Below are 19550 nucleotides of genomic sequence, written 5' to 3'. Positions count from 1 at the left end.
TGTTCTTGGCATGGTATTGGTTATGGTTTTACTTTTGGCGAAGCAAATTATAACTCTTTACCATGCTGTTCAAAGAACACTCACGAAAGATCAACACGCCCTAAGCATTGGCTACACAGATGTAATTTGGAACCTTCAATGACCCAAGAAAAATTCGATACTATTTACCAACGTGCAGCTCACCGCAAAGGCGGAGCGGCCGAACTCGAAAAAATTGTTCGAGCGCCCCTTTCACAAGCCGAGCTATCACAAATCACCGACGATCGTTGGCTAGCCGCCTTTACCGAAAAGGTATTCCAATGTGGCATTTCATGGAATGTGGTGAGAAAAAAATGGCCGCAATTCGAAGAAGTGTTCTTTGAATTCGACATCGAAAAAATGCTAATGCTGCCGAACGAGATGTGGGAACAGAAAGCGCAAGACCCACGCATTATTCGTCACCTGACTAAGGTAATGACTATCCCTGCCAATGCCACCATGATTCACAACGCCAAGCGTGAAGCGGATTCCTTCTCACAAATGGTTGCCGACTGGCCATCAGAACGAATTACAGAACTTTGGGATTATCTGAAGAAACACGGTAAGCGATTAGGTGGTAACACAGGTGCTTACACCTTGCGCCAAATGGGAAAAGACACGTTTATCTTATCTTCTGACGTTGAAGCGCACCTGCGCAGCACAGATGTGATTGATAGCGGTCGTAACACCAAACGAGCACAAGTCGCGGCAAGTAAGGCTTTCAACGAGTGGCAGCAGCAATCAGGTCGTACCCTGAGCGAAATAAGCCAGATCGTCGCCTACAGCTGTGGCGATAATCGCGTCTAGTTCAATAAGAATGACTTAAAGCTTTAGAACGCACGCAGTTCACTGCAAACTAAATGTTATAAGTCATTAACAAATAAGCGTGCATCGCACTTTCATCCGGTGGCATTGTATAGATAAATGTATACAATATAGAGTAACACTCATGAATTATTCTCGACCAACCCAACTCGACTAAACAAGGGCCCTTATCTCTATGACAGCTCTCAAAAATTCTGTCTCCAAAGGTGTAAAAACAAAAGTAACAGGCCAGACTCAAGACGATGTTGTTTACTGCCATATCTTCGACGCGATACTAGAACAAAGGCTGCCACCAGCCACCAAATTAAGCGAAGAAGCGTTAGCAGAAATCTTTAGCGTTAGCCGCACCATTATCCGCCGTGCCTTACTGCGTCTTTCTTTAGAACAAGTTGTGGTGATCCGTCCTAACCGAGGAGCCGTGATTGCTGCGCCAACGGTTGACGAAGCCAAACAAATCTTTAAAGCACGTGAAGTGATGGAAATTGCTATCACTGAGCTGGCGGTGAAAAACGCAACCAAAGCTCAAATAGAAGAATGCAGAAAATTAGTCGCGAAAGAGAACTGTGCTTTCGACCAAGGCGATTACGGCTCTGGCCTACGTTTGTCTGGTGAGTTCCACATCAAATTGGCTGAAATGGCAGAGAACGCGCCACTGCTGGCTTTCCAACGCAGCTTGGTATCGCAAACTTCACTGCTGATCGCTCAGTACGAAACGGGCAACCACTCGAACTGTTCTCTAGACGAACACTCAGGCTTACTGGATGCGATAGAGTCAGGCAATGAACAACAAGCCGTAGAGTTGATGCAAGAACACCTAAGCCATATTCGTTCGAAGCTCAACCTAGACAGCAGCACAGCTTCTAGTGATCTGCATGTCGTGTTCTCAGATCTGCTTAAGAGTAAGTCATAGACGATTCAACAAACGATTGATAACCATCTGTTAACAACTTTTTGTTAACAGCTTTTTGTTAACAGCTTTTTGTTAACAGCTTTTCGTTAACAAAATTGGAGAGAAGTAAGCCTTCGTGTTTACTTCTCTTTTTTATGCCCTCTCCCCTAAAAATAAATACGACGATCGACTCACATCCATCTAAAAATACAGTCTATTCTGCCCTCAACAACGATCTTAGCCTCTACAGAATCACTCCCAACAGTGCCATAAATCTTGTCTTTATCTTGTATACATAGCTATCCATTCATTCACACCATAAAACTGTTCAATCTCAATCCAAACCCTTATAAAACAGACGACTATGACCAAAATTAAATTGTATACAATTCACAACAAGCCACCTTTGTTGCATCTTTGTAAATAAATAGTTGACCGCAGGGTCAGGATGGATAATTATTGACCTAGAAGTCAAAAAGAATACACATGGAAATATGTCGATTTACAAGGAGGTCTCTTGATTACTTTTTTGCTCAATCAGGAAATAAGACGCGAAGATAATCTGTCGCCAAATATGACAGTGCTCAACTACCTTCGTACCAAGATAAATAAGACGGGTACAAAAGAAGGTTGTGGGTCGGGCGACTGTGGCGCATGTACGGTAGTTCTGGGTGAAGTGGTTGATGGACAACTGCAATACCGCTCGGTGAACTCTTGCCTTACGTTCGTTTCAGCGCTGCATGGCAAGCAACTGATCACAGTAGAAGATCTGCAAAATCGAGATCGCTCATTGCACCCAGTGCAAAAAGCGGTGGTTGATTTTCACGGTTCACAGTGTGGTTACTGCACGCCGGGCTTCATCATGTCGATGTTTGCGCTAGGCAAAAACAAACCCGATGCGAGCAAAGAAGACGTCATGGAATCACTGGCGGGTAACCTATGTCGTTGTACAGGCTACCGACCAATTGTTGATGCTGCGATGTCACTTTCAACAGACCAACCTTTGATCGACCAATTTGCTGAACTTGAACGCAACACCATCAAGAAGCTAGAAAGCATTCAAGACACTGAGGCCAAATTACGCCTTGGTCACCTCACCGCTTTTTCCCCAAAAAGCACCGATGAGTTGGCCAAGCTTTTTCAAGCCCACCCGAACGCTAAGCTGGTTGCTGGCGGTACGGATTTAGCGCTGGAAGTGACGCAATTCCATCGTGAGATTGAAACACTGATCAGCGTGAACCTTGTTGAAGACATGAAGGTATGTGAAGAGACCGACACCGATCTAATCATTGGTGCCAACCTGCCTATCAGTGATTCTTACTCACTATTGAAAAAACACTACCCAGATTTTGGTGAACTGCTGCATCGCTTTGCTTCACTGCAAGTGCGTAACCAAGGCACCATCGGCGGTAATGTAGCGAATGCTTCGCCTATCGGTGACACCCCTCCTCTGCTGATTGCCCTTAACGCAAAGATCAAACTTCGTTGCGGTGACGAGTCACGCAACATGCCGATTGAAGATTACTTCATCAGCTACAAAGTGACGGCGCAAAAAGAGAGTGAGTTCATTGAACAGATCATCATTCCTAAGCCAACTAACGACAGCTTCCGAGCTTACAAACTGTCTAAACGTTTAGACGACGACATCTCTGCGGTGTGTGGTGCGTTTGATATTCAAATCGAAGACGGCAAGGTTTCTTACGCTCGTATCGCTTTCGGCGGTATGGCAGCAACGCCTAAGCGTGCAACTCGTTGTGAAAATACGTTATTAGGCAAACCATGGACAGACGCTAATATTAAGTTAGCGATGCAGGAACTGTATAACGACTTTGAGCCGCTATCTGATTTCCGTGCCAGCCAAGAATACCGTTCATTGTCGGCAGCCAATATGTTGCGTCGTTACTTCATTGAACAGCAGAACAAAAACAACCAAATCGAAACAAGGGTAACGTCTTATGTCTAAATCAAATTCCTCTGGTCACAAGAGCAATGCGATGACCCACGAAGAGATGGTTACCATTGCAAAACAAGACCTAAAAACTGGCGTAGGTAAAAGCGTTAAACACGACAGTGCAGCCAAGCAAGTCACGGGCGAAGCGGTATACATTGATGACCGCCTAGAGTTCCCAAATCAGCTGCATGTATACGCACGCCTGAGCACTCAAGCGCACGCTAACATCACCAAAATAGACCTATCTCCATGTTACGAATTCGAAGGTGTGGCAATTGCTATTCAAGCGAAAGACGTACCGGGTGAACTGGATATCGGTGCTATCCTTCCAGGTGACCCACTGCTTGCCGATGGCAAAGTAGAATACTACGGCCAACCTGTGATTGCTGTGGCAGCTAACGATCTAGAAACCGCACGCAAAGCCGCGCACGCAGCCGTTATTGAATACGAAGAGCTACCAGCCATTCTTGATGTGAAAGAAGCGCTGGCAAAAGAGCACTTCGTAACAGAAAGCCACACTCAACAGCGTGGTGACTCAAAAGCAGCGCTGGCAAAAGCAAAACACGTGATCTCTGGTGACCTAGAGATCGGTGGCCAAGAACACTTCTACCTAGAAACGCAAATCAGTAGTGTAATGCCAACCGAAGACGGCGGCATGATCGTCTACACCTCTACACAGAACCCGACCGAAGTTCAAAAGCTGGTTGCGGAAGTGATTGGCGTGCCGATGCACAAAGTCGTGATTGATATGCGTCGTATGGGTGGTGGTTTCGGTGGTAAAGAGACTCAAGCAGCCTCTCCAGCCTGTATGGCTGCGGTGATTGCCCACCTTACAGGCCGACCGACCAAAATGCGTCTGCTGCGTAATGAAGACATGCAGCAAACTGGTAAGCGCCACCCGTTCTACAATCAATACACGGTCGGTTTTGACGACAATGGTGTGATTCAAGGTGCGGATATTACCGTTACAGGTAACTGTGGCTACTCACCAGACTTATCAAGCTCTATCGTCGACCGCGCGATGTTTCACTCAGACAACGCTTATTATCTAGGCGATGCAACTGTGGTCGGTCATCGATGCAAAACCAATACCGCATCGAACACCGCTTACCGTGGCTTTGGTGGCCCGCAAGGCATGATGACCATTGAACACATCATGGACGAGATTGCGCGTTACCTGAAAAAAGATCCTTTGGAAGTACGTAAGGCGAACTACTACGGCGAAGAAGGCCGTAACGTAACCCATTACTACCAAACCGTTGAAGACAACTTTTTACCTGAGATAACCGAACAGCTTGAACGCAGCAGTGACTATCACGCACGTCGTAAAGAAATCGCTGAGTTCAACAAGCAAAGCCCTATCTTGAAGAAAGGCCTTGCTATCACACCCGTGAAATTCGGCATCTCGTTTACTGCGACTTTCTTGAACCAAGCAGGTGCGCTCATCCATATCTACACCGATGGCAGTATTCATTTGAATCACGGTGGTACGGAAATGGGGCAAGGCTTGAACATCAAAGTGGCACAAATCGTTGCACAGGAGTTCCAAGTCGATGTCGAACGTATCCAGATCACCGCTACAAACACAGACAAAGTTCCGAACACCTCACCAACCGCAGCCTCATCGGGCACCGACCTCAACGGTAAGGCCGCGCAAAACGCCGCAATGACCATTAAGCAGCGCCTGATTGACTTCGCTTCTTCGCACTTCAAAGTGTGGCCTGAAGAGGTGGTATTTAAGAACGGCATGGTGCAAATTCGCGATGAGATCATGACCTTCAACTCGTTTGTTGAACTGGCTTGGTTTAACCAAATTTCGCTGTCGAGCACTGGCTTCTACCGCACTCCGAAGATCTATTACGATCACGAGAAAGCACGCGGTCGTCCGTTCTACTACTACGCGTATGGTGCCTCTTGTTCAGAAGTCATCATCGATACCCTAACCGGCGAAAACAAGATTCTGCGTGTCGATATTTTGCATGACGTGGGCGCTTCATTGAACCCAGCAATTGATATCGGCCAAGTCGAAGGTGGCTTTGTGCAAGGTGTCGGTTGGTTAACGACGGAAGAGTTGGTTTGGAACCAGCAAGGCCGCTTGATGACCAATGGTCCTGCGAGTTACAAGATCCCGGCGATTGCTGATATGCCAATTGATTTCAGAACGCATCTTTTAGAAAACCGTAACAACCCAGAAGACACCGTCTTCAACTCGAAAGCCGTGGGTGAACCGCCTTTCATGTTGGGTATGTCGGTATGGAGCGCACTGAAAGACGCAATCAGCTATGTCGCCGTCGATGGCGCGATTCCTAAGCTCAACACACCTGCAACGCCAGAACGTATTCTGATGGCGATTCAGGAAGTCACTGAAACGGCTCCGACTTCGGTCGATGCTCAATCAGAAACGGCTTAGGGCTCATATCGATCGTTTAGCTTGGGAAGCATAAAAAAGGGATTTAGGAGGACGTATGTTTAAGGATAATTGGATTCACGAACTGGCAAAACTGGAAGAGAACTACGAACCGTGTGTGATGGTGACGGTTCTTGAAGACAGAGGCTCCGTTCCACGCGATGCGGGCACAAAAATGCTTGTCACTCGTGACCGAATCATCGCTACGATTGGTGGTGGTCACCTTGAACATGTGGCCACCAAAATGGCTCGCGAGATGCTGATTGCCAGCGAAAAATCGCTCAAAGTGGAACGCTTCAACCTAGGTGCTCGTTTAGGCCAATGTTGTGGCGGAATGGCAACGTTAAGCTTTGAACCGATTGGCACTCAGCAGAACCACCTTGTGCTGTTTGGCGCAGGCCACGTTGCCAAAGCGCTGCTGCATATTGTCGCAACCCTGCCTTTCCGCGTGACTTGGATTGACGAACGTGAAGAAGTGTTCCCTGAAGCGCTACCACACGGTGTGAAGAAGCTTGTCTCAGACGATCCGGTTGGCGAAGTGAAACACATGCCACCGAACAGCTATTACCTCGTGATGACACACAACCACCAGCTCGATTTTGATCTAACCAAAGCGATTATCGACCGTGAAGACAGCCGTTACTTCGGCATGATCGGTTCGCTCACTAAACGTAAGAAATTCGATTTTCGCTTAGAGCAACGTGGCTACAGCCAAGAACAAATCGAAACCATGCTTTGCCCGATTGGCATTAGCGCCGTGAATGGCAAACATCCTGCCGAAATTGCGGTATCGGTTGCGGGTGAACTGATCGCACACTATCAAGGCCAAGCGCTTGAACAAAAGCGCCCAACCAAACAATATCGAAATCAGGGTTTGACCGATCAACACAGTCAACCAAGCGACGTAGGCGAACCACCATTGGAAGAGAAGATCGCCTAACACAAGTCGCAAAGCTTCAGTGGCCATAACGTCGCTGAAGTCATTAAAAGGAAGTAAACATGACAACGCAACGCAAAGCTTATCGCGCCAGTATTTTACACAGCGTCGCCGACCCAAAAGACGTCGGCATCGATGAGTCTTACGACTATTTTGAAGACGGTGTTTTAGTGGTTGAGAACGGCCATGTCGTCGACTTGGGCCATGTCGACGAGGTATTGGCTCGCCAACCTAAAACACTCGAAGTCAAAGAATACAAAGACAAGCTGATCACCTCTGGCTTTATTGATACGCACATCCACTACCCTCAAACAGGGATGATCGCGTCTTACGGTGAGCAACTTCTTGATTGGTTAGAGAACTACACCTTCCCAGAAGAAAAGCGCTTCAAAAACCCAGTCTACGCACACAAAGTGGCGAAGCTATTCCTAGACGAACTAGCAAGCAACGGCACAACCACGGCACTCGTGTTCGGCACGGTACACAAAGAGTCGGTTAACGTTTTCTTTGAAGAAGCTGAGAAGCGCAACCTACGTATGATTGCGGGTAAGGTTTTGATGGATCGCAATGCGCCTGATTACCTCACCGACACGCCAGAATCTGGCTACGCCGACTCCAAAGAACTGATTGAGAAATGGCACAACCGCAGCCGTTTGCTTTATGCCGTGACACCTCGTTTCGCGCCAACCAGTACACCAGAACAATTGGCTACCGTTGGTAAATTGCTAGAAGAGTACCCAGATGTGTATATGCACACGCACCTTTCTGAAAACGAGAAAGAGATTGAATGGGTAAAAGAACTGTTCCCAGAGCGCGACAGCTATTTGGATGTGTATGACCAATATGGCCTACTGCACAAACGTTCGGTTTTCGCCCATGGCATTCACTTGTCTGATTGCGAATGTAAGCGCCTAGCCGACACGGAATCTGCCATTGCTTTCTGCCCGACCTCTAACCTGTTCTTAGGCTCAGGTTTATTCCGATTACCAGAAATGGAAGAGCACGGCATTCGTGTTGGTATGGGGACTGATGTCGGCGCAGGCACTAGCTTCTCAATCCTACAAACCATGAGTGAAGCCTATAAGATCATGCAGCTTCAACATAAGAAATTGCACCCAGCTAAGTCGCTATTCTTAGCCACATTAGGTGGTGCACGTTCACTGCATTTAGAAGACAAGATTGGCAACTTGGAAGTAGGAAAAGAAGCCGATTTCGTGGTGTTGGACTTACACGCCACACAATTGATGCGCTTTAGAATGGAACAAGCGACCAAGCTTGAAGAGAAGCTATTTGTATTGATGAGCCTGGGTGACGACAGAACCGTCAGCGAGACTTACATCTACGGCGAGAAAGCCTACGATGTGAATTTCAAAGATTATCAAAAGCTCGTTAGCTAGACTGAAAACCGAGTAACAATCGCTAGACAGCGACAGCCGTCGTTAATTAAAAATCCGTCCAGATTTATCTAGCCTTGAAAGACCAGTTGCTGATGCCACTGGTCTTTTTTGTGCTTCATTCAAAGAAATATAAATTAACCGTTCACAAACAACGATCTTCGGTGACGCCAAGTCATTATATTGATAGGTTAATGTTTATACATATCGACTTCATACTTCACTTTAGCATCTCTCTCGAACATTCGTTTCTCAGCTAAATGGAAGCACTAAATCTAGAAAGGAATTCTATGTTCGAACAGGTCGTCAGCATTCTGTTTCCCGTTTTTGCTTTAGCCAGTGCTGGCTTTGCGGTAGGTCGTTGGCTCAAGCCCGATTTCAAACCGATCAATCGGATCAACATGGATGTGTGTATTCCTGCGCTAGTGTTTGCCTCGCTGACCACCATGCCCCTCGACACCGAACAATTGCCACTCATCACCGCCTCTTTGGTCGCGGTGTTGGTGCCTGCTTTATTGATGATACCAATCTGTAAGATCTTTAAGCTCAACTTCAAAGCTTGGGCTCCGCCACACATGTTCCGCAACAGTGGCAACCTTGCGATTCCTCTATTCACGTATACCTTTGGCGAAAGCGCGTTAGCCCCTGCAGTACTGCTGTTTGTGGTATCGGCTTGCGTGCACATTAGTGTTGGCTTGGCGCTGTTGAGTGAAGGTAATCCGATCAAGCAGATCCTCAAGATGCCGATATTCTTAGCCGCAGCATTAGCGATGACGCTCAACTTATCTGGCATTGCAGTGTGGAATCCAATCTACGAAGCCACATCGCTACTCGGCCAAGCAGCCGTGCCCATCATGCTGTTGTCGTTGGGTTCGCAAATGGTCAACTTGAAGCTAAGCGGACTCAAAGTTGGCTTGCTGTGTACGGCTCAATCGCTGTTTACTGGTGCCATCGCCTTTGCCATCATCTACTTCTTTATTCCGCTGCCTACGTTGCACCTACAGATGATGGTGCTGTTCACCATGCTGCCACCCGCCGTGATGAACTACCTGTTCGCAGAAAGGTTCAATGTCGAGCCTCCCAAGGTCGCGTCTATGGTGTTGTTCGGTAACTTCCTAAGTGTGGTCACCTTGCCTATCTTGTTGTCATTCGCGCTGTCTATGTCATCTTAAAGAACCGCGAACCTTCAGGTTTACGACCTTGAAAACTTAGCCAATCAATAAAAAGGGGGCGCAACTTAGCAAAGTTGACGCTCCCTTTTCAGACTATATTTTCTATTTATCTCAAGCTGTGCCTCTCTCCGCAAGCACCTCTTTAAATGCGAACATGCCATTTAACGCCGCTGGGAATCCCGCATACACCGACATCTGCAATATCACTTCTTTAATCTCTTCCTCGCTGCATCCGACGTTGAGTGCCGCATTCAAATGCACCTTAAGCTGAGGGGCACAATTGCCGAGTGCGGTAAGGGCAGCGACGGTCGTGATCTCTCGTGATTTCAAATCCAAACCGGGGCGTGAATAGATATCACCAAAAGGATACTCGATAGTATATTTTGCAAGATCAGGGCAGATGTCTTGCAGGCTTTCAATAACCTGTTGCCCTGCTTCTCCGTCGATATGATTAAGTCTTTCTAAGCCAATGTCGAAACGTGATTGATTCATGAGTTTGTTCCTGTATTTATAGTTCACAGGAACACCTTACAAGTTAGAGTCGACTCTAAGTCAACGGACTTTTCCATCTCGATACAAACTAATTTTTTGCTCTAGCGCAGCCAGATGCTTTTGCTGCTCTTCGATATGGGACCTCAAATTCTGTTGATGTTGTTCGAGCAACACTTGGCGCTGCGAAGTCGATTCTGGCCCTAATTCCCTTAGCTTTGCGTATTCTAAAATCTCATCCAGTGGCATTGCGGTGTCTTTCAGCCGCTTCACGAACTCAATCCAGGTAACGTCCTTCGATGTATAGACTCGATGACCGCTACTGTTCCGCTGAACATTTTTCAACAAGCCGATTTTTTCATAGTAGCGAAGCGTGTGAGCCGACAAACCCACCAACTGAGAAAACTCACTCACATTCATTACTTCACCTTTTCTATCTGGGTATAGGAACTCAAACTATGCGCACTTATCTAATTTGAGCTCTGCGGTGACTTTCGTCAAACGTAACGCAATCGCAAAACACACTAAGTAAGGACTCACATACCAAAAGATACTTTCTAGTGGCTGCTTCACCTGCGCTTCTCTGGTTTTTATGTATTGGTTTTTCTGCATCTCATACTGACTCAGCATACCATCCACCCACACGGCATCGCTTTCCACCAGCGATACGCTAGGCGCAGGAACCGTAAAATCCGATGCGTTGGGTAACAAGGTAAAATCGACATCTTTGAACGTGATCGCCGTATTCAAATACCACAAACACGCTTCATGGTGCTGAGCGTGATTATCTAAAGATGGTTGACCGGTGCAGGTATCACTTCTCAGCTTATCCAAAGAAAACTGCTGAACCGATTCTAAAATCGCCACCGCTCTGGTTTGTTCTGTTTCAACCCAATCACCCGCTACTTTCGCACGAATCTCAGACACTGCACCCAGCATCCCGATACCCGCCAAGAACGGCCATAAATAATCCATAAGCTTCCACTTGCGTCGGCTCAAGTTGAACCCACACCAAATCGGAAGATGAAAAAGGAGCGTTAGCCCAAGCGATAGCAAAACGAAATTCAAGGAGCTAGAGAGCATGAGTTCGCTATCAAAGAAGTTCTTCATAATGAGAGACTTGCCGGTGTAACAAAGAGAAATTTGATGCTAGTTTCGATATTTGAAAAGAGTGTAAGAGGAAAGTAAAAACAGCACCAACAATTGGCGTTGGCGCTGTTTATTTAAGCTACTAACGGCTTTTCCATCGGGATGCAATCGAGGCTAATACCTCTAGGAGAGTGATAAGTGGAAAGTTCATCACCAATAAAGCCACACGCACGATAAAACGCAGCGGCATTCAGAGTCGATTCTAACTTCATTAACGGCAAATTGTGTTGAATCGCGAGTTCCTCTAAGAACTGCAACATCTGCTTCGCTGCGCCTTTTCCGGAAAAATCTGGGTCAACAAAAATAGCATCAACCATACCGGTTTCGATGTTGATCTTACCGCTGCCAATCACTCGACCATCAACTTCTGAAACGTGAAAGGTTTGGACTACATCGCTTATGAATCCATCAGACATTCCACCCTGCGTCCATATTGACAGCTGTTCTTCTGAGTAATAAGCGGAACACTTTTCGATAATGGCGCGGCTTCGAATATCGAAAATATCCTGAGCATCAGACTCAACCGCTTTTCTAATTGTAATCATAAGCCTACCTAGAGGAATTGGTGGGAAATGGAAAGCCATGGTTGTGGCACTAACCTCACTCAATCTATCACAAGACGACTTGCTATTTCACCGCCAGCACATGCTCGATAAAGTCAGACTTCTTTTCACGGTACTCTTCTTGCGGCCAACCTTCGCAAGACATTTTGAGGGTGTTGTATTGTTGAACTAATGCCGGATTCGCACGTAGCTTGTCACGAAACCTTAGAAAGCATTCGAACTCAGAACCGTTGGCGACCACTTGCAACGCCACATCATCCCCTAATGTAGACTCCAACATACACAGTTCCGGCGTTCTTAAGGTATCGAGTTTCTCATTGAAGCCGAGTGTTGTGAGCCTCTCTATAACATCCTCAAGTTCGCCAAGATCAACACCTACAAAGATATCCAAATCGCCCTTAGATACGGCTGATGGAATAGAAGATGCGCCTACATGCTCAACTCTCGCGTTAGGGATTAGCTTTTTGATTTCACGTTCGTATCGGATAAACAGCTCGTAGCAAGCCGCTTGGTATTGCTCCGCAGGGTAAAATTTCATGTATCCTCACTCCGAATCACAAACTATTGAAGACACCAATTGCTAACAGAAATAACACGATGCTAATAGCTCCGATATAAGAGATTCTGATTCGCTCTTTTTCAGTTGGAATCAATGGGGGGAAGCGCCCTAATGTGAATACTTTACAGACTATCCAGCCAGCTCCGTAACCAATGAACTCAATCAATATCGACTGAAACAGATACCTAAAGAATGAGCTCAATGCCCTAAAATACGCGACTATCAAGTCTTCCATTTTTTGTCCTAACTAAAGTCAATTTGGAATAAAAGTGCCATGTGTAGATATTCATATCAAGAACCTTATACAGGACTGCGCACGCAATGAATCAGTTTAAACGTAAGTACTTACTATCGACATGCAATGATTCACAGAGTCTTCTTTCTCACCAACAGGCGCAACATAGTGAATTGCAGCTTCGGCATGTGCTTGGTCTGCGAGTTTACTGATAACCCATGCAGCTAAGTATTTAGACGACAAACAGCCACCCGCTGTAGCAATGTTACCTTCCGCATAAAACGGCTGGTCCAACACTTTCACACCGGATTCAATTACCCATGGCTTCGTTGTTAAATCAGTACAGGCTGGGACTTGATTCAGTAACCCCAATACCGACATTAACAAAGTCCCAGAGCATTGACCGCCAATTAATTGTACTTGTGGGTTAAGGCTTAACCTTGAAAGTAATTTAGCGTCTTGGGCGATATCGCGGGTCAACATGCCACTACCAAACAACACCGCATCAGCAGTATTCGCGAACTCTAAAGGCTGTTGAGATTTAATTGTGACTCCATTCATTGAAGTCACTGATTCTGTGGGACTAGTAATCTGCACATTCCAGCCAAACTCTTTCATTCGGTTCAAAATACCCGAGGCGATGAAAGAATCCAGCTCGTTGAATCCATCAAATGTTAGGACGGCAATATCCATATTTATCCTTATCTCTTTGAGTAGTCGAAATTTCAGTTCAAGTATTAGTTGTACACAAAACCTGAACTGCACATACTAGCCTAAGAGATTATCATCAGACAGTAACTTTCTTACGACTATTGCGATAACTCTTCAAAGCACCAATCAACCAATTCTTCTGATGTAAATTATTCACAAACCATTCAATGAACGCTTCTGAGTATCTATGTCGCCCATCTAACTCATAATGGTAATTTGAACATTTGGAGTTCTGAGTTTTGTTTTTCTTAACAACCGCTTGAAAGGAGTGGCTTGTAATATTTACATACTCTTGTCTTGCGTTGATTTCTTCAATAGCCGTTTTCTGGTGATACGGATGAGTGATATCTGGGCCTTTGGTCTCTCGAATAATGATTGCTTTCTCACCGCCATCACTCAGGGAGAGAGATAAATCACTTTCTGATGATTTTTTAGTCAATGCCAATTTGTAATCTATAGAAATGGAAAACTCATCTGAATCACACTCTTTCGCAATTTCAGTAAATTTCGTCAAAAAACTTTTAACTTGGCAAGCGGTAAGCTCTCCATAAGTTTCTTTAATTACCGCGGTTTCAGGCTCAAATCCATCAACAATAAGACTAAGCAAACCCACACTTTGACCAGCTAGTGGGCTATTACCCATTAGTAATTTATACCGTTTTTGATAGTTAAGAACCGTTGCTTGAAATAAACGCGATAGTTGAGGTTGTAACTCTGGAATTAAAAGATGAATAGCCTGATCACGCAAATCTATTAAGGTTTCCAAATTCTTAAATACATTGTCAGAAGGGTCCATTAGCTTAGACATAGCTTCACGAATGCTAATGCTAAAGTCGCCATCTTTAAAAATGCTTGATGCTCCGTCTCTTTTAGCCAATTCCGATTTCAACATAAGCTCCCAAGCGTTCACCATCATAATCGTAAATGCTTCTACACGATTACCTAATGTAGGCCGGTTATATACCTCCAAAGCTAAAGTAAAAGCATCATGACTTCTTTTAATGAGCTGATTTGAGAACACTTCATCAGGTGACTTTCCTTGAGTATTTTGACTCTGAGACATCAATAAGAAAAACTGGTCATTTGATAGTTGCGTGATACCGCTACATTTCCAAAGTGAGCGACTTACTTTAGTAACATACTTACCTTTTAATTTTTCATTAAAATACTTATTCACCGAGTTAACACTGTAGCCAACAGATTCAGCAACTTCTCTTGCAGTAAATTCGGATCCATTTTCTTCAAGCGTTCGGAGTTCATCCAGTAACTGAAGAAGCATACCTTTTCTAACCATCTCTATTTTCCCTTCGGAAAGCACATGTTCACAATGACTTATGTTTATTTCTAATCACAACACAGCTTTTGATATAGCCAAACTGTTGTTAAAACACTTTAATTCACATATGCATATAGAGTCACCAACTGAATGATAAATCTGCATTTCCTTTGTCCAAAAACAAAAAGCCCCGGTTATAGGAACCGGGGAAACAGGGTGGGATGAGTTTGGCGCGTGCCCGTAAACCAAACTCTCCCCAAGCCTCACCTAAGACTCATGCTCTTAGGTAAAGGATTTACATCATTATTGAAGCGTAGCGCCTTGCTCTACCCAAGTGCCGATGAGTGCGCGTTCTTCGTCGGTCATTTGAGTCATGTTGCCGAGCGGCATCACCTTGGTTGTTACGGTTTGAGCAACAATCCTTGGGACGTTGGCTTTAATCTCTTCAGGGGTATCAAACATCACACCGGCTGGCGCAGCAGCAAAAGCGGCGTGGCTCGGGGTTGATGAATGACACACAGAACAGCGCTCTTGAATGACTTTGTTAATGGTTTCAAAGCTTACACCTGCGCTAGCCGTTTGCATTGCGTGGTCTGCAGGTACAGCTTGAGAACTAGTCGTCGTTGACGCTGTGTCGTTTCCAGCAAGCTCTTCTGTCGCTGATTCAGTCGCGCTGACTTGCACTTCTTGAACCACAGGTGCTTGCACAACCGGAGTCATCTGTTTTTTCGCGTAAGGTGAGGTCACAAACGCAAGCGTGATCATACCCAATGCCGCGACTGGCACTGTCCATGCAAACTTCTGACTACCGTGACGGGTATTGAAGTAGTGGCGCACCAAGATACTGAAAATCGCTAGCCCAGTAAGGATCAGCCAGTTGTATTCCGAGCCATAAGTGCTTGGGAAGTGGTTACTGATCATGATGAACAGCACTGGCAGGGTCATGTAGTTGTTGTGACGAGAACGCAGTAGACCTTTCGCTGGCAATGCCGGATCCGGTTCGCGCTTCTCTTCAATCGCTTTCACCAAGTTACGTTGTGCAGGCATGATAACGCGGAATACGTTACCCACCATGATGGTACCAATGATTGCACCCACATGAATGTAAGCACCACGGCCACTGAACACTTGGGTTAGACCATAGGTCGCAGCGACGAGCAGCAAAAACAGCACAACGCCAAGCAACACGGGGGTTTTACCTAAAGGCGAGTCACACAGTAAGTCGTAGATAAACCAACCAGCAACGAATGAACCAATACCAATCGCGATTGCCGTTGTTGAATCAAGGCCAGAGCCCGGTGCAATCAGGTAGATTTCAGCGTTAAGGTAGTAAACCACACCCAGTAGACACACACCGGTGATCCACGTGAAGTAGGCTTCCCATTTGAACCAGTGCAGGTGCTCTGGCATCTCTGGTGGCGCAAGTTTGTACTTCTCTAGGTGATAAATACCACCGCCGTGAATTGCCCATAAGTCGCCTGAAAGGCCCGTTTTTGGGTTTACTCGGTTAAGGTTGTTCTCTAACCAAACAAAGTAAAATGATGCGCCTATCCACGCAACACCAACAATCATGTGAGCCCAGCGTATTGCTAAGTTCAACCACTCTGTAATATGCGGATCCATAATAAACTCCTGTATCACAACGCTTTAGCTAAGCGTTGCTCTTCCTTATTGTCGTCCGTTGGCAAGTCGTCCAAATGCAATGCCACGCGATCGCTGTCGAAATAAACTTCGTCACAGTTGTGCCCTTCGCCGCCTCGATCGACGATCAAGAACTGGTCTTGATCGGTGAGGGCGAGAACTGGGTGATGCCACACCCCTTTGTGATAGTTCACTCCTTGACGACCGTTGCTCAAGAAAGCTCGGCTATTGGCTAATGTTGGATCGTCGCCTTTTGGCGCAACAACAATTAAATAGGGTTGACCAAGTAATGGAATGAATGCCTGAGAGCCAAGTGGATGACGCTCTAACATTTTGATGGTCAGTGGGTAGCTCAACGGTGTGGCTTGGAAGATGCTGATGATGGCTTCTCCATCTTGGTCTTGCACATCCGTTGTCGCTAGCTTGTGGTAGCGACGTGTTGATCCACTATTGATCATGAAGAAATCACTATTATCGGACTCGATAACATCGCCAAACTCTGCAAAAGCCTGCTTGGTTAACGGTTCGATAGATAAACGACGTATTCCATTACTCATACTCATTTCCTTACCTATTTAGCTTTCGTACCAAACAGACGCAAACGGCTGATACCACCATCTGGGAATATGTTTGCACGTACGTGGGTAATCGCACCAAGGTCGTTTACCTCAGAAATGAATTCGTGAATCTCATGCGCTTTCAGCTTTTGTGCTGGCAAGAGTTCACGCCAAAATAGGCTTTGTGTTTCCACTTGGTCGTCGGTGCCACCTTTCACGTAAGCCGCTTGGATTGAGCAGCTGTCTGGGTAGTTACCTTTGAAGTGTGCCGTATCCACAACGATACGTTCGATATTACCTGGGTGGCCTAATGCCACGATTACCCAATCGTTACCCGGTGTGCGACGACGTGCTGTTTCCCAGCCATCACCCATGTTTTCACCACGGCCTGGGCCTAAGATGTTGGCTTTGTTACCGTAGTGCTCATCGCTACATGCGAGTGCTCGGCCACCATGCTCAACGGCTGCTAGATCCACCTGTTGATGAGAGTCTATTGCGTCCCAATCAACACTTGGTCGGCCGTAAACACGTAGGCGTGCAACACCACCGTCTGGGTAGATGTTCAAACGCAGGTGCGTAAATACTTGATCACTTTCAATGTCTTCAAGATGATGATGATCACCCTGTAGTGCCATTGAAGGCAGAATTTCTTGCCACTCTGTTGAATCTGTTGGCTCACCTTGTGGTGAATAACACGCGTCGATTGATGCCGAAGGTGGGAAGTTACCTGTGAAGAATGAGGTATCAATATCAACGCCAGCAATCGTGCCAGCTAGGCCAAGGCGAACGACACAGTAGTCGTAACCTTCGCCGCGTTTGCGTCTGCTTTCCCAGCCGTCCATCCACTTGCCGTTGTCGTCATATAAGTCGTCTTTCCACTCTGGCGCTGCGTGGCTGAGTAGACGGCTTTTATCTGCGAAAAAATCGTCGGTTGCGAAGATAGCTTCTGCGCCGAGTTTTTCGTCTGCAAGGTTTATGTACTGTTCAAATTTATGGGTCATGTCCGTGTAATCCTATGAAATTAATCAAGTAATAATAAAATGAGAACTTAGTGGCTTATGTTTTTACAAATCAAACCTTTAACGCACTAAGACTGGGCTGAGATAGCTGTTAACTCCGTTAACTTACATATCCCAGAGACGAAACATCGCGATCTTGTTGATCTCTTGAATCGCCGTAGCAAACTCAGTTTCACTATCATTTCCTAATCGCATCTCGAACGACTCAAGAATTTGGTAACGATTGGCTCCCTTCACCGCCATGATAAAAGGGAAATTGAAGCGACTTTTGTAGCTGTTGTTGTAAGAAGTGAATTTTTCAAATTCTTCGGCGCTGCACTGGTCGATGCCCGCCCCCGCTTGTTCTTTGGTCGACGACTCGGTGAGTTCGCCGTTTACTGCTGCTCTGCCCGCTAAATCTGGGTGAGCATTGATCAAAGCCAACTGTTTGCCTTGGTCGGCATTTAACAAGGTTGATGCCATTTTTAGATGAAGATTCTCGATATGATCATCTTCGGCATTCAAACCTTGGTCATAAACCGCTTCAGCAACCCATGGGCTGTGTTCGTACACATCAGCAAAGTGCGCGACAAAGGTATCGCGGTTCATGGTTGTTGGTTGGCAAGATCGAAATTCAGTCACGTTAAGCCTCCTTGCTGTTCGTTCTAATTTTGTTGTTCGTTGTATGGGTGATGTTGGTGCCAGTGGTTGGCGATATCGATTCGACGACATAGCCACACACTGTCGTGTTCTTTGACGTAATCTAAGAAGCGTCTTAATGCAGCAATACGACCGGGGCGACCAATCAGACGACAATGCAGCCCAACCGACATCATTTTCGGCGCGGTTTCGCCTTCCATATAAAGGGTGTCAAACGTGTCTTTCAGATATTGGAAGAACTGCTCACCCGAGTTGAAGCCTTGCGCGGTTGAAAAACGCATGTCGTTTACATCGAGTGTGTAAGGGATCACCAATTGCGGATGACCAGTCTCGGTGTGCCAATAAGGCAAGTCATCATCATAGGCATCGGAGTCGTAAAGAAAGCCGCCTTCTTCTGCGACTAAGCGACGAGTGTTCGGCCCAGTTCGACCTGTGTACCAACCTTGTGGGCGCTGCCCCGTCACTTGTTGGATGATCTCAATCGCTTTGGTCATGTGGTCGCGCTCTTCAGACTCATCAATGTATTGATAGTCTATCCAGCGATAACCGTGACTACAGATTTCGTGCCCCGCTTCGACCATGGCTTTGGCAACGTCTGGGTGACGCTCAATCGCCATTGCGACCGCAAAGACGGTCAGTGGGATTTCATATTCATCGAACAAACGAAGAACACGCCATACACCCGCACGGCTACCATATTCATAGATGGATTCCATGCTCATGTGACGTTCGCCTTTAATCGGCTGTGCTGACGGGATCTCTGAAAGAAAAGCTTCAGACTCGTCGTCTCCATGTAACAAACAACGCTCACCGCCCTCTTCATAGTTCAATACAAAAGAAACCGCGACGCGCGCATTACCTGGCCATTGAGGGTTTGGAGGGTTAGCTCCGTAACCGATCAAATTTCTTGAATAATCCTTATTCATCCAAGTACTCCTAACATAAGTGGTTGGCTTAGCCGCTCTTTCGTTGGTTCATCAAAATGAATCAGTGAATGGATTTTCCAAAAACTGAGCAACCTTACCCCTGTACATTTATTGTATACAATTATTTATCTCAATGTAAAGATTTTGTTATTCAAGTTAATTTTTCTCAGTCAAACCATTTAAAAACAATACC

At 46.0% G+C, this 19550-nt stretch carries 20 protein-coding genes; 7 read left to right on the top strand and 13 right to left on the bottom strand.

Going from position 1 to position 19550, the window contains the following annotated elements:
* Positions 1-138: 138 nt before the first annotated feature.
* From F0229_RS18180 to F0229_RS18150, 7 genes are all read left to right on the top strand, one after another.
* Positions 139-825 (top strand): DNA-3-methyladenine glycosylase I, encoded by a 687-nt coding sequence (locus F0229_RS18180; RefSeq protein ID WP_171733408.1) that lies wholly within the window; start codon positions 139-141, stop codon positions 823-825.
* A 193-nt stretch (positions 826-1018) separates the two neighbouring features.
* Positions 1019-1753 (top strand): GntR family transcriptional regulator, encoded by a 735-nt coding sequence (locus tag F0229_RS18175; protein WP_017071662.1) that lies wholly within the window; start codon positions 1019-1021, stop codon positions 1751-1753.
* 496 nt (positions 1754-2249) lie between these two features.
* Entirely contained in the window at positions 2250-3695 is a 1446-nt protein-coding gene (gene xdhA, locus F0229_RS18170) for a xanthine dehydrogenase small subunit (RefSeq protein ID WP_171733407.1), read from the top strand.
* Positions 3688-6093 (top strand): xanthine dehydrogenase molybdopterin binding subunit, encoded by a 2406-nt coding sequence (gene xdhB, locus F0229_RS18165; RefSeq protein ID WP_171733406.1) that lies wholly within the window; start codon positions 3688-3690, stop codon positions 6091-6093. Before xdhA ends, xdhB begins: the two co-directional genes overlap by 8 nt.
* A gap of 55 nt (positions 6094-6148) precedes the next feature.
* Entirely contained in the window at positions 6149-7030 is an 882-nt protein-coding gene (gene xdhC / locus F0229_RS18160; RefSeq protein ID WP_171733405.1) for a xanthine dehydrogenase accessory protein XdhC, read from the top strand.
* A 59-nt stretch (positions 7031-7089) separates the two neighbouring features.
* Positions 7090-8424, top strand: a complete 1335-nt coding sequence (gene guaD / locus F0229_RS18155; protein ID WP_171733404.1) for a guanine deaminase — start codon at positions 7090-7092, stop codon at positions 8422-8424.
* A 287-nt stretch (positions 8425-8711) separates the two neighbouring features.
* Positions 8712-9593: an AEC family transporter gene (locus tag F0229_RS18150; protein WP_004732869.1), complete on the top strand. Its 882-nt coding sequence runs from the start codon at positions 8712-8714 to the stop codon at positions 9591-9593.
* 111 nt (positions 9594-9704) lie between these two features.
* On the opposite strand, the gene F0229_RS18145 is transcribed toward F0229_RS18150, so the two are convergent.
* The 13 genes from F0229_RS18145 to puuE form a co-directional block, all read right to left on the bottom strand.
* Positions 9705-10085, bottom strand: a complete 381-nt coding sequence (locus F0229_RS18145) for a carboxymuconolactone decarboxylase family protein (RefSeq protein ID WP_017086632.1) — start codon at positions 10083-10085, stop codon at positions 9705-9707.
* A gap of 60 nt (positions 10086-10145) precedes the next feature.
* Complete coding sequence (locus tag F0229_RS18140; RefSeq protein WP_017076955.1) at positions 10146-10502, bottom strand: MerR family transcriptional regulator; 357 nt, start codon at positions 10500-10502, stop codon at positions 10146-10148.
* A 36-nt stretch (positions 10503-10538) separates the two neighbouring features.
* Positions 10539-11057 carry a hypothetical protein gene (locus F0229_RS18135; RefSeq protein ID WP_029222168.1) on the bottom strand — a complete coding sequence of 173 codons (519 nt, stop codon included), beginning with the start codon at positions 11055-11057 and terminating at the stop codon, positions 10539-10541.
* 248 nt (positions 11058-11305) lie between these two features.
* Complete coding sequence (locus F0229_RS18130) at positions 11306-11776, bottom strand: GNAT family N-acetyltransferase (protein ID WP_061021356.1); 471 nt, start codon at positions 11774-11776, stop codon at positions 11306-11308.
* Between the two features lie 82 nt (positions 11777-11858).
* Positions 11859-12332: a GrpB family protein gene (locus F0229_RS18125; protein ID WP_017092274.1), complete on the bottom strand. Its 474-nt coding sequence runs from the start codon at positions 12330-12332 to the stop codon at positions 11859-11861.
* 16 nt (positions 12333-12348) lie between these two features.
* Entirely contained in the window at positions 12349-12588 is a 240-nt protein-coding gene (locus F0229_RS18120; protein ID WP_171733403.1) for a hypothetical protein, read from the bottom strand.
* Positions 12589-12684: 96 nt separating this feature from the next.
* On the bottom strand, positions 12685-13281 hold the full coding sequence (locus F0229_RS18115; protein ID WP_065605951.1) for a DJ-1/PfpI family protein: 597 nt from the start codon (positions 13279-13281) through the stop codon (positions 12685-12687).
* A 94-nt stretch (positions 13282-13375) separates the two neighbouring features.
* Complete coding sequence (locus tag F0229_RS18110; protein WP_171733402.1) at positions 13376-14593, bottom strand: DUF3644 domain-containing protein; 1218 nt, start codon at positions 14591-14593, stop codon at positions 13376-13378.
* Between the two features lie 285 nt (positions 14594-14878).
* Complete coding sequence (locus F0229_RS18105) at positions 14879-16198, bottom strand: urate hydroxylase PuuD (RefSeq protein ID WP_171733401.1); 1320 nt, start codon at positions 16196-16198, stop codon at positions 14879-14881.
* A 14-nt stretch (positions 16199-16212) separates the two neighbouring features.
* Positions 16213-16773 carry an ureidoglycolate lyase gene (locus tag F0229_RS18100; protein WP_004732859.1) on the bottom strand — a complete coding sequence of 187 codons (561 nt, stop codon included), beginning with the start codon at positions 16771-16773 and terminating at the stop codon, positions 16213-16215.
* 14 nt (positions 16774-16787) lie between these two features.
* The gene (gene alc / locus F0229_RS18095; RefSeq protein WP_171733400.1) at positions 16788-17774 is read right to left on the bottom strand and encodes an allantoicase; all 987 of its coding nucleotides are present in this window, start codon (positions 17772-17774) and stop codon (positions 16788-16790) included.
* 123 nt (positions 17775-17897) lie between these two features.
* Complete coding sequence (gene uraD, locus F0229_RS18090; RefSeq protein WP_017061596.1) at positions 17898-18413, bottom strand: 2-oxo-4-hydroxy-4-carboxy-5-ureidoimidazoline decarboxylase; 516 nt, start codon at positions 18411-18413, stop codon at positions 17898-17900.
* A 23-nt stretch (positions 18414-18436) separates the two neighbouring features.
* Positions 18437-19357 carry an allantoinase PuuE gene (puuE, locus tag F0229_RS18085; RefSeq protein ID WP_171733399.1) on the bottom strand — a complete coding sequence of 307 codons (921 nt, stop codon included), beginning with the start codon at positions 19355-19357 and terminating at the stop codon, positions 18437-18439.
* Positions 19358-19550: the final 193 nt, after the last annotated feature.

It is taken from the genome of Vibrio sp. AIC-3, from assembly GCF_013114515.1.
In the GTDB taxonomy this organism is placed as follows: Bacteria; Pseudomonadota; Gammaproteobacteria; order Enterobacterales; family Vibrionaceae; genus Vibrio; species Vibrio crassostreae_C.
Note: the sequence above shows the minus strand (reverse complement) of the source record. Positions and strands in the feature narration are given on the sequence as shown.

Excerpts from the sequence above, each read along its gene's own strand:
- guaD (WP_171733404.1), top strand. The coding sequence starts at position 7,090 with ATGACAACGCAACGCAAAGCTTATCGCGCCAGTATTTTACACAGCGTC.
- F0229_RS18135 (WP_029222168.1), bottom strand. The coding sequence starts at position 11,057 with ATGGATTATTTATGGCCGTTCTTGGCGGGTATCGGGATGCTGGGTGCA.
- F0229_RS18150 (WP_004732869.1), top strand. The coding sequence starts at position 8,712 with ATGTTCGAACAGGTCGTCAGCATTCTGTTTCCCGTTTTTGCTTTAGCC.
- xdhB (WP_171733406.1), top strand. The coding sequence starts at position 3,688 with ATGTCTAAATCAAATTCCTCTGGTCACAAGAGCAATGCGATGACCCAC.
- F0229_RS18140 (WP_017076955.1), bottom strand. The coding sequence starts at position 10,502 with ATGAATGTGAGTGAGTTTTCTCAGTTGGTGGGTTTGTCGGCTCACACG.
- F0229_RS18105 (WP_171733401.1), bottom strand. The coding sequence starts at position 16,198 with ATGGATCCGCATATTACAGAGTGGTTGAACTTAGCAATACGCTGGGCT.
- puuE (WP_171733399.1), bottom strand. The coding sequence starts at position 19,357 with ATGAATAAGGATTATTCAAGAAATTTGATCGGTTACGGAGCTAACCCT.
- F0229_RS18120 (WP_171733403.1), bottom strand. The coding sequence starts at position 12,588 with ATGGAAGACTTGATAGTCGCGTATTTTAGGGCATTGAGCTCATTCTTT.
- F0229_RS18125 (WP_017092274.1), bottom strand. The coding sequence starts at position 12,332 with ATGAAATTTTACCCTGCGGAGCAATACCAAGCGGCTTGCTACGAGCTG.
- F0229_RS18180 (WP_171733408.1), top strand. The coding sequence starts at position 139 with ATGACCCAAGAAAAATTCGATACTATTTACCAACGTGCAGCTCACCGC.
- F0229_RS18100 (WP_004732859.1), bottom strand. The coding sequence starts at position 16,773 with ATGAGTAATGGAATACGTCGTTTATCTATCGAACCGTTAACCAAGCAG.
- xdhC (WP_171733405.1), top strand. The coding sequence starts at position 6,149 with ATGTTTAAGGATAATTGGATTCACGAACTGGCAAAACTGGAAGAGAAC.
- F0229_RS18115 (WP_065605951.1), bottom strand. The coding sequence starts at position 13,281 with ATGGATATTGCCGTCCTAACATTTGATGGATTCAACGAGCTGGATTCT.
- F0229_RS18175 (WP_017071662.1), top strand. The coding sequence starts at position 1,019 with ATGACAGCTCTCAAAAATTCTGTCTCCAAAGGTGTAAAAACAAAAGTA.
- alc (WP_171733400.1), bottom strand. The coding sequence starts at position 17,774 with ATGACCCATAAATTTGAACAGTACATAAACCTTGCAGACGAAAAACTC.
- F0229_RS18110 (WP_171733402.1), bottom strand. The coding sequence starts at position 14,593 with ATGGTTAGAAAAGGTATGCTTCTTCAGTTACTGGATGAACTCCGAACG.
- F0229_RS18145 (WP_017086632.1), bottom strand. The coding sequence starts at position 10,085 with ATGAATCAATCACGTTTCGACATTGGCTTAGAAAGACTTAATCATATC.
- F0229_RS18130 (WP_061021356.1), bottom strand. The coding sequence starts at position 11,776 with ATGATTACAATTAGAAAAGCGGTTGAGTCTGATGCTCAGGATATTTTC.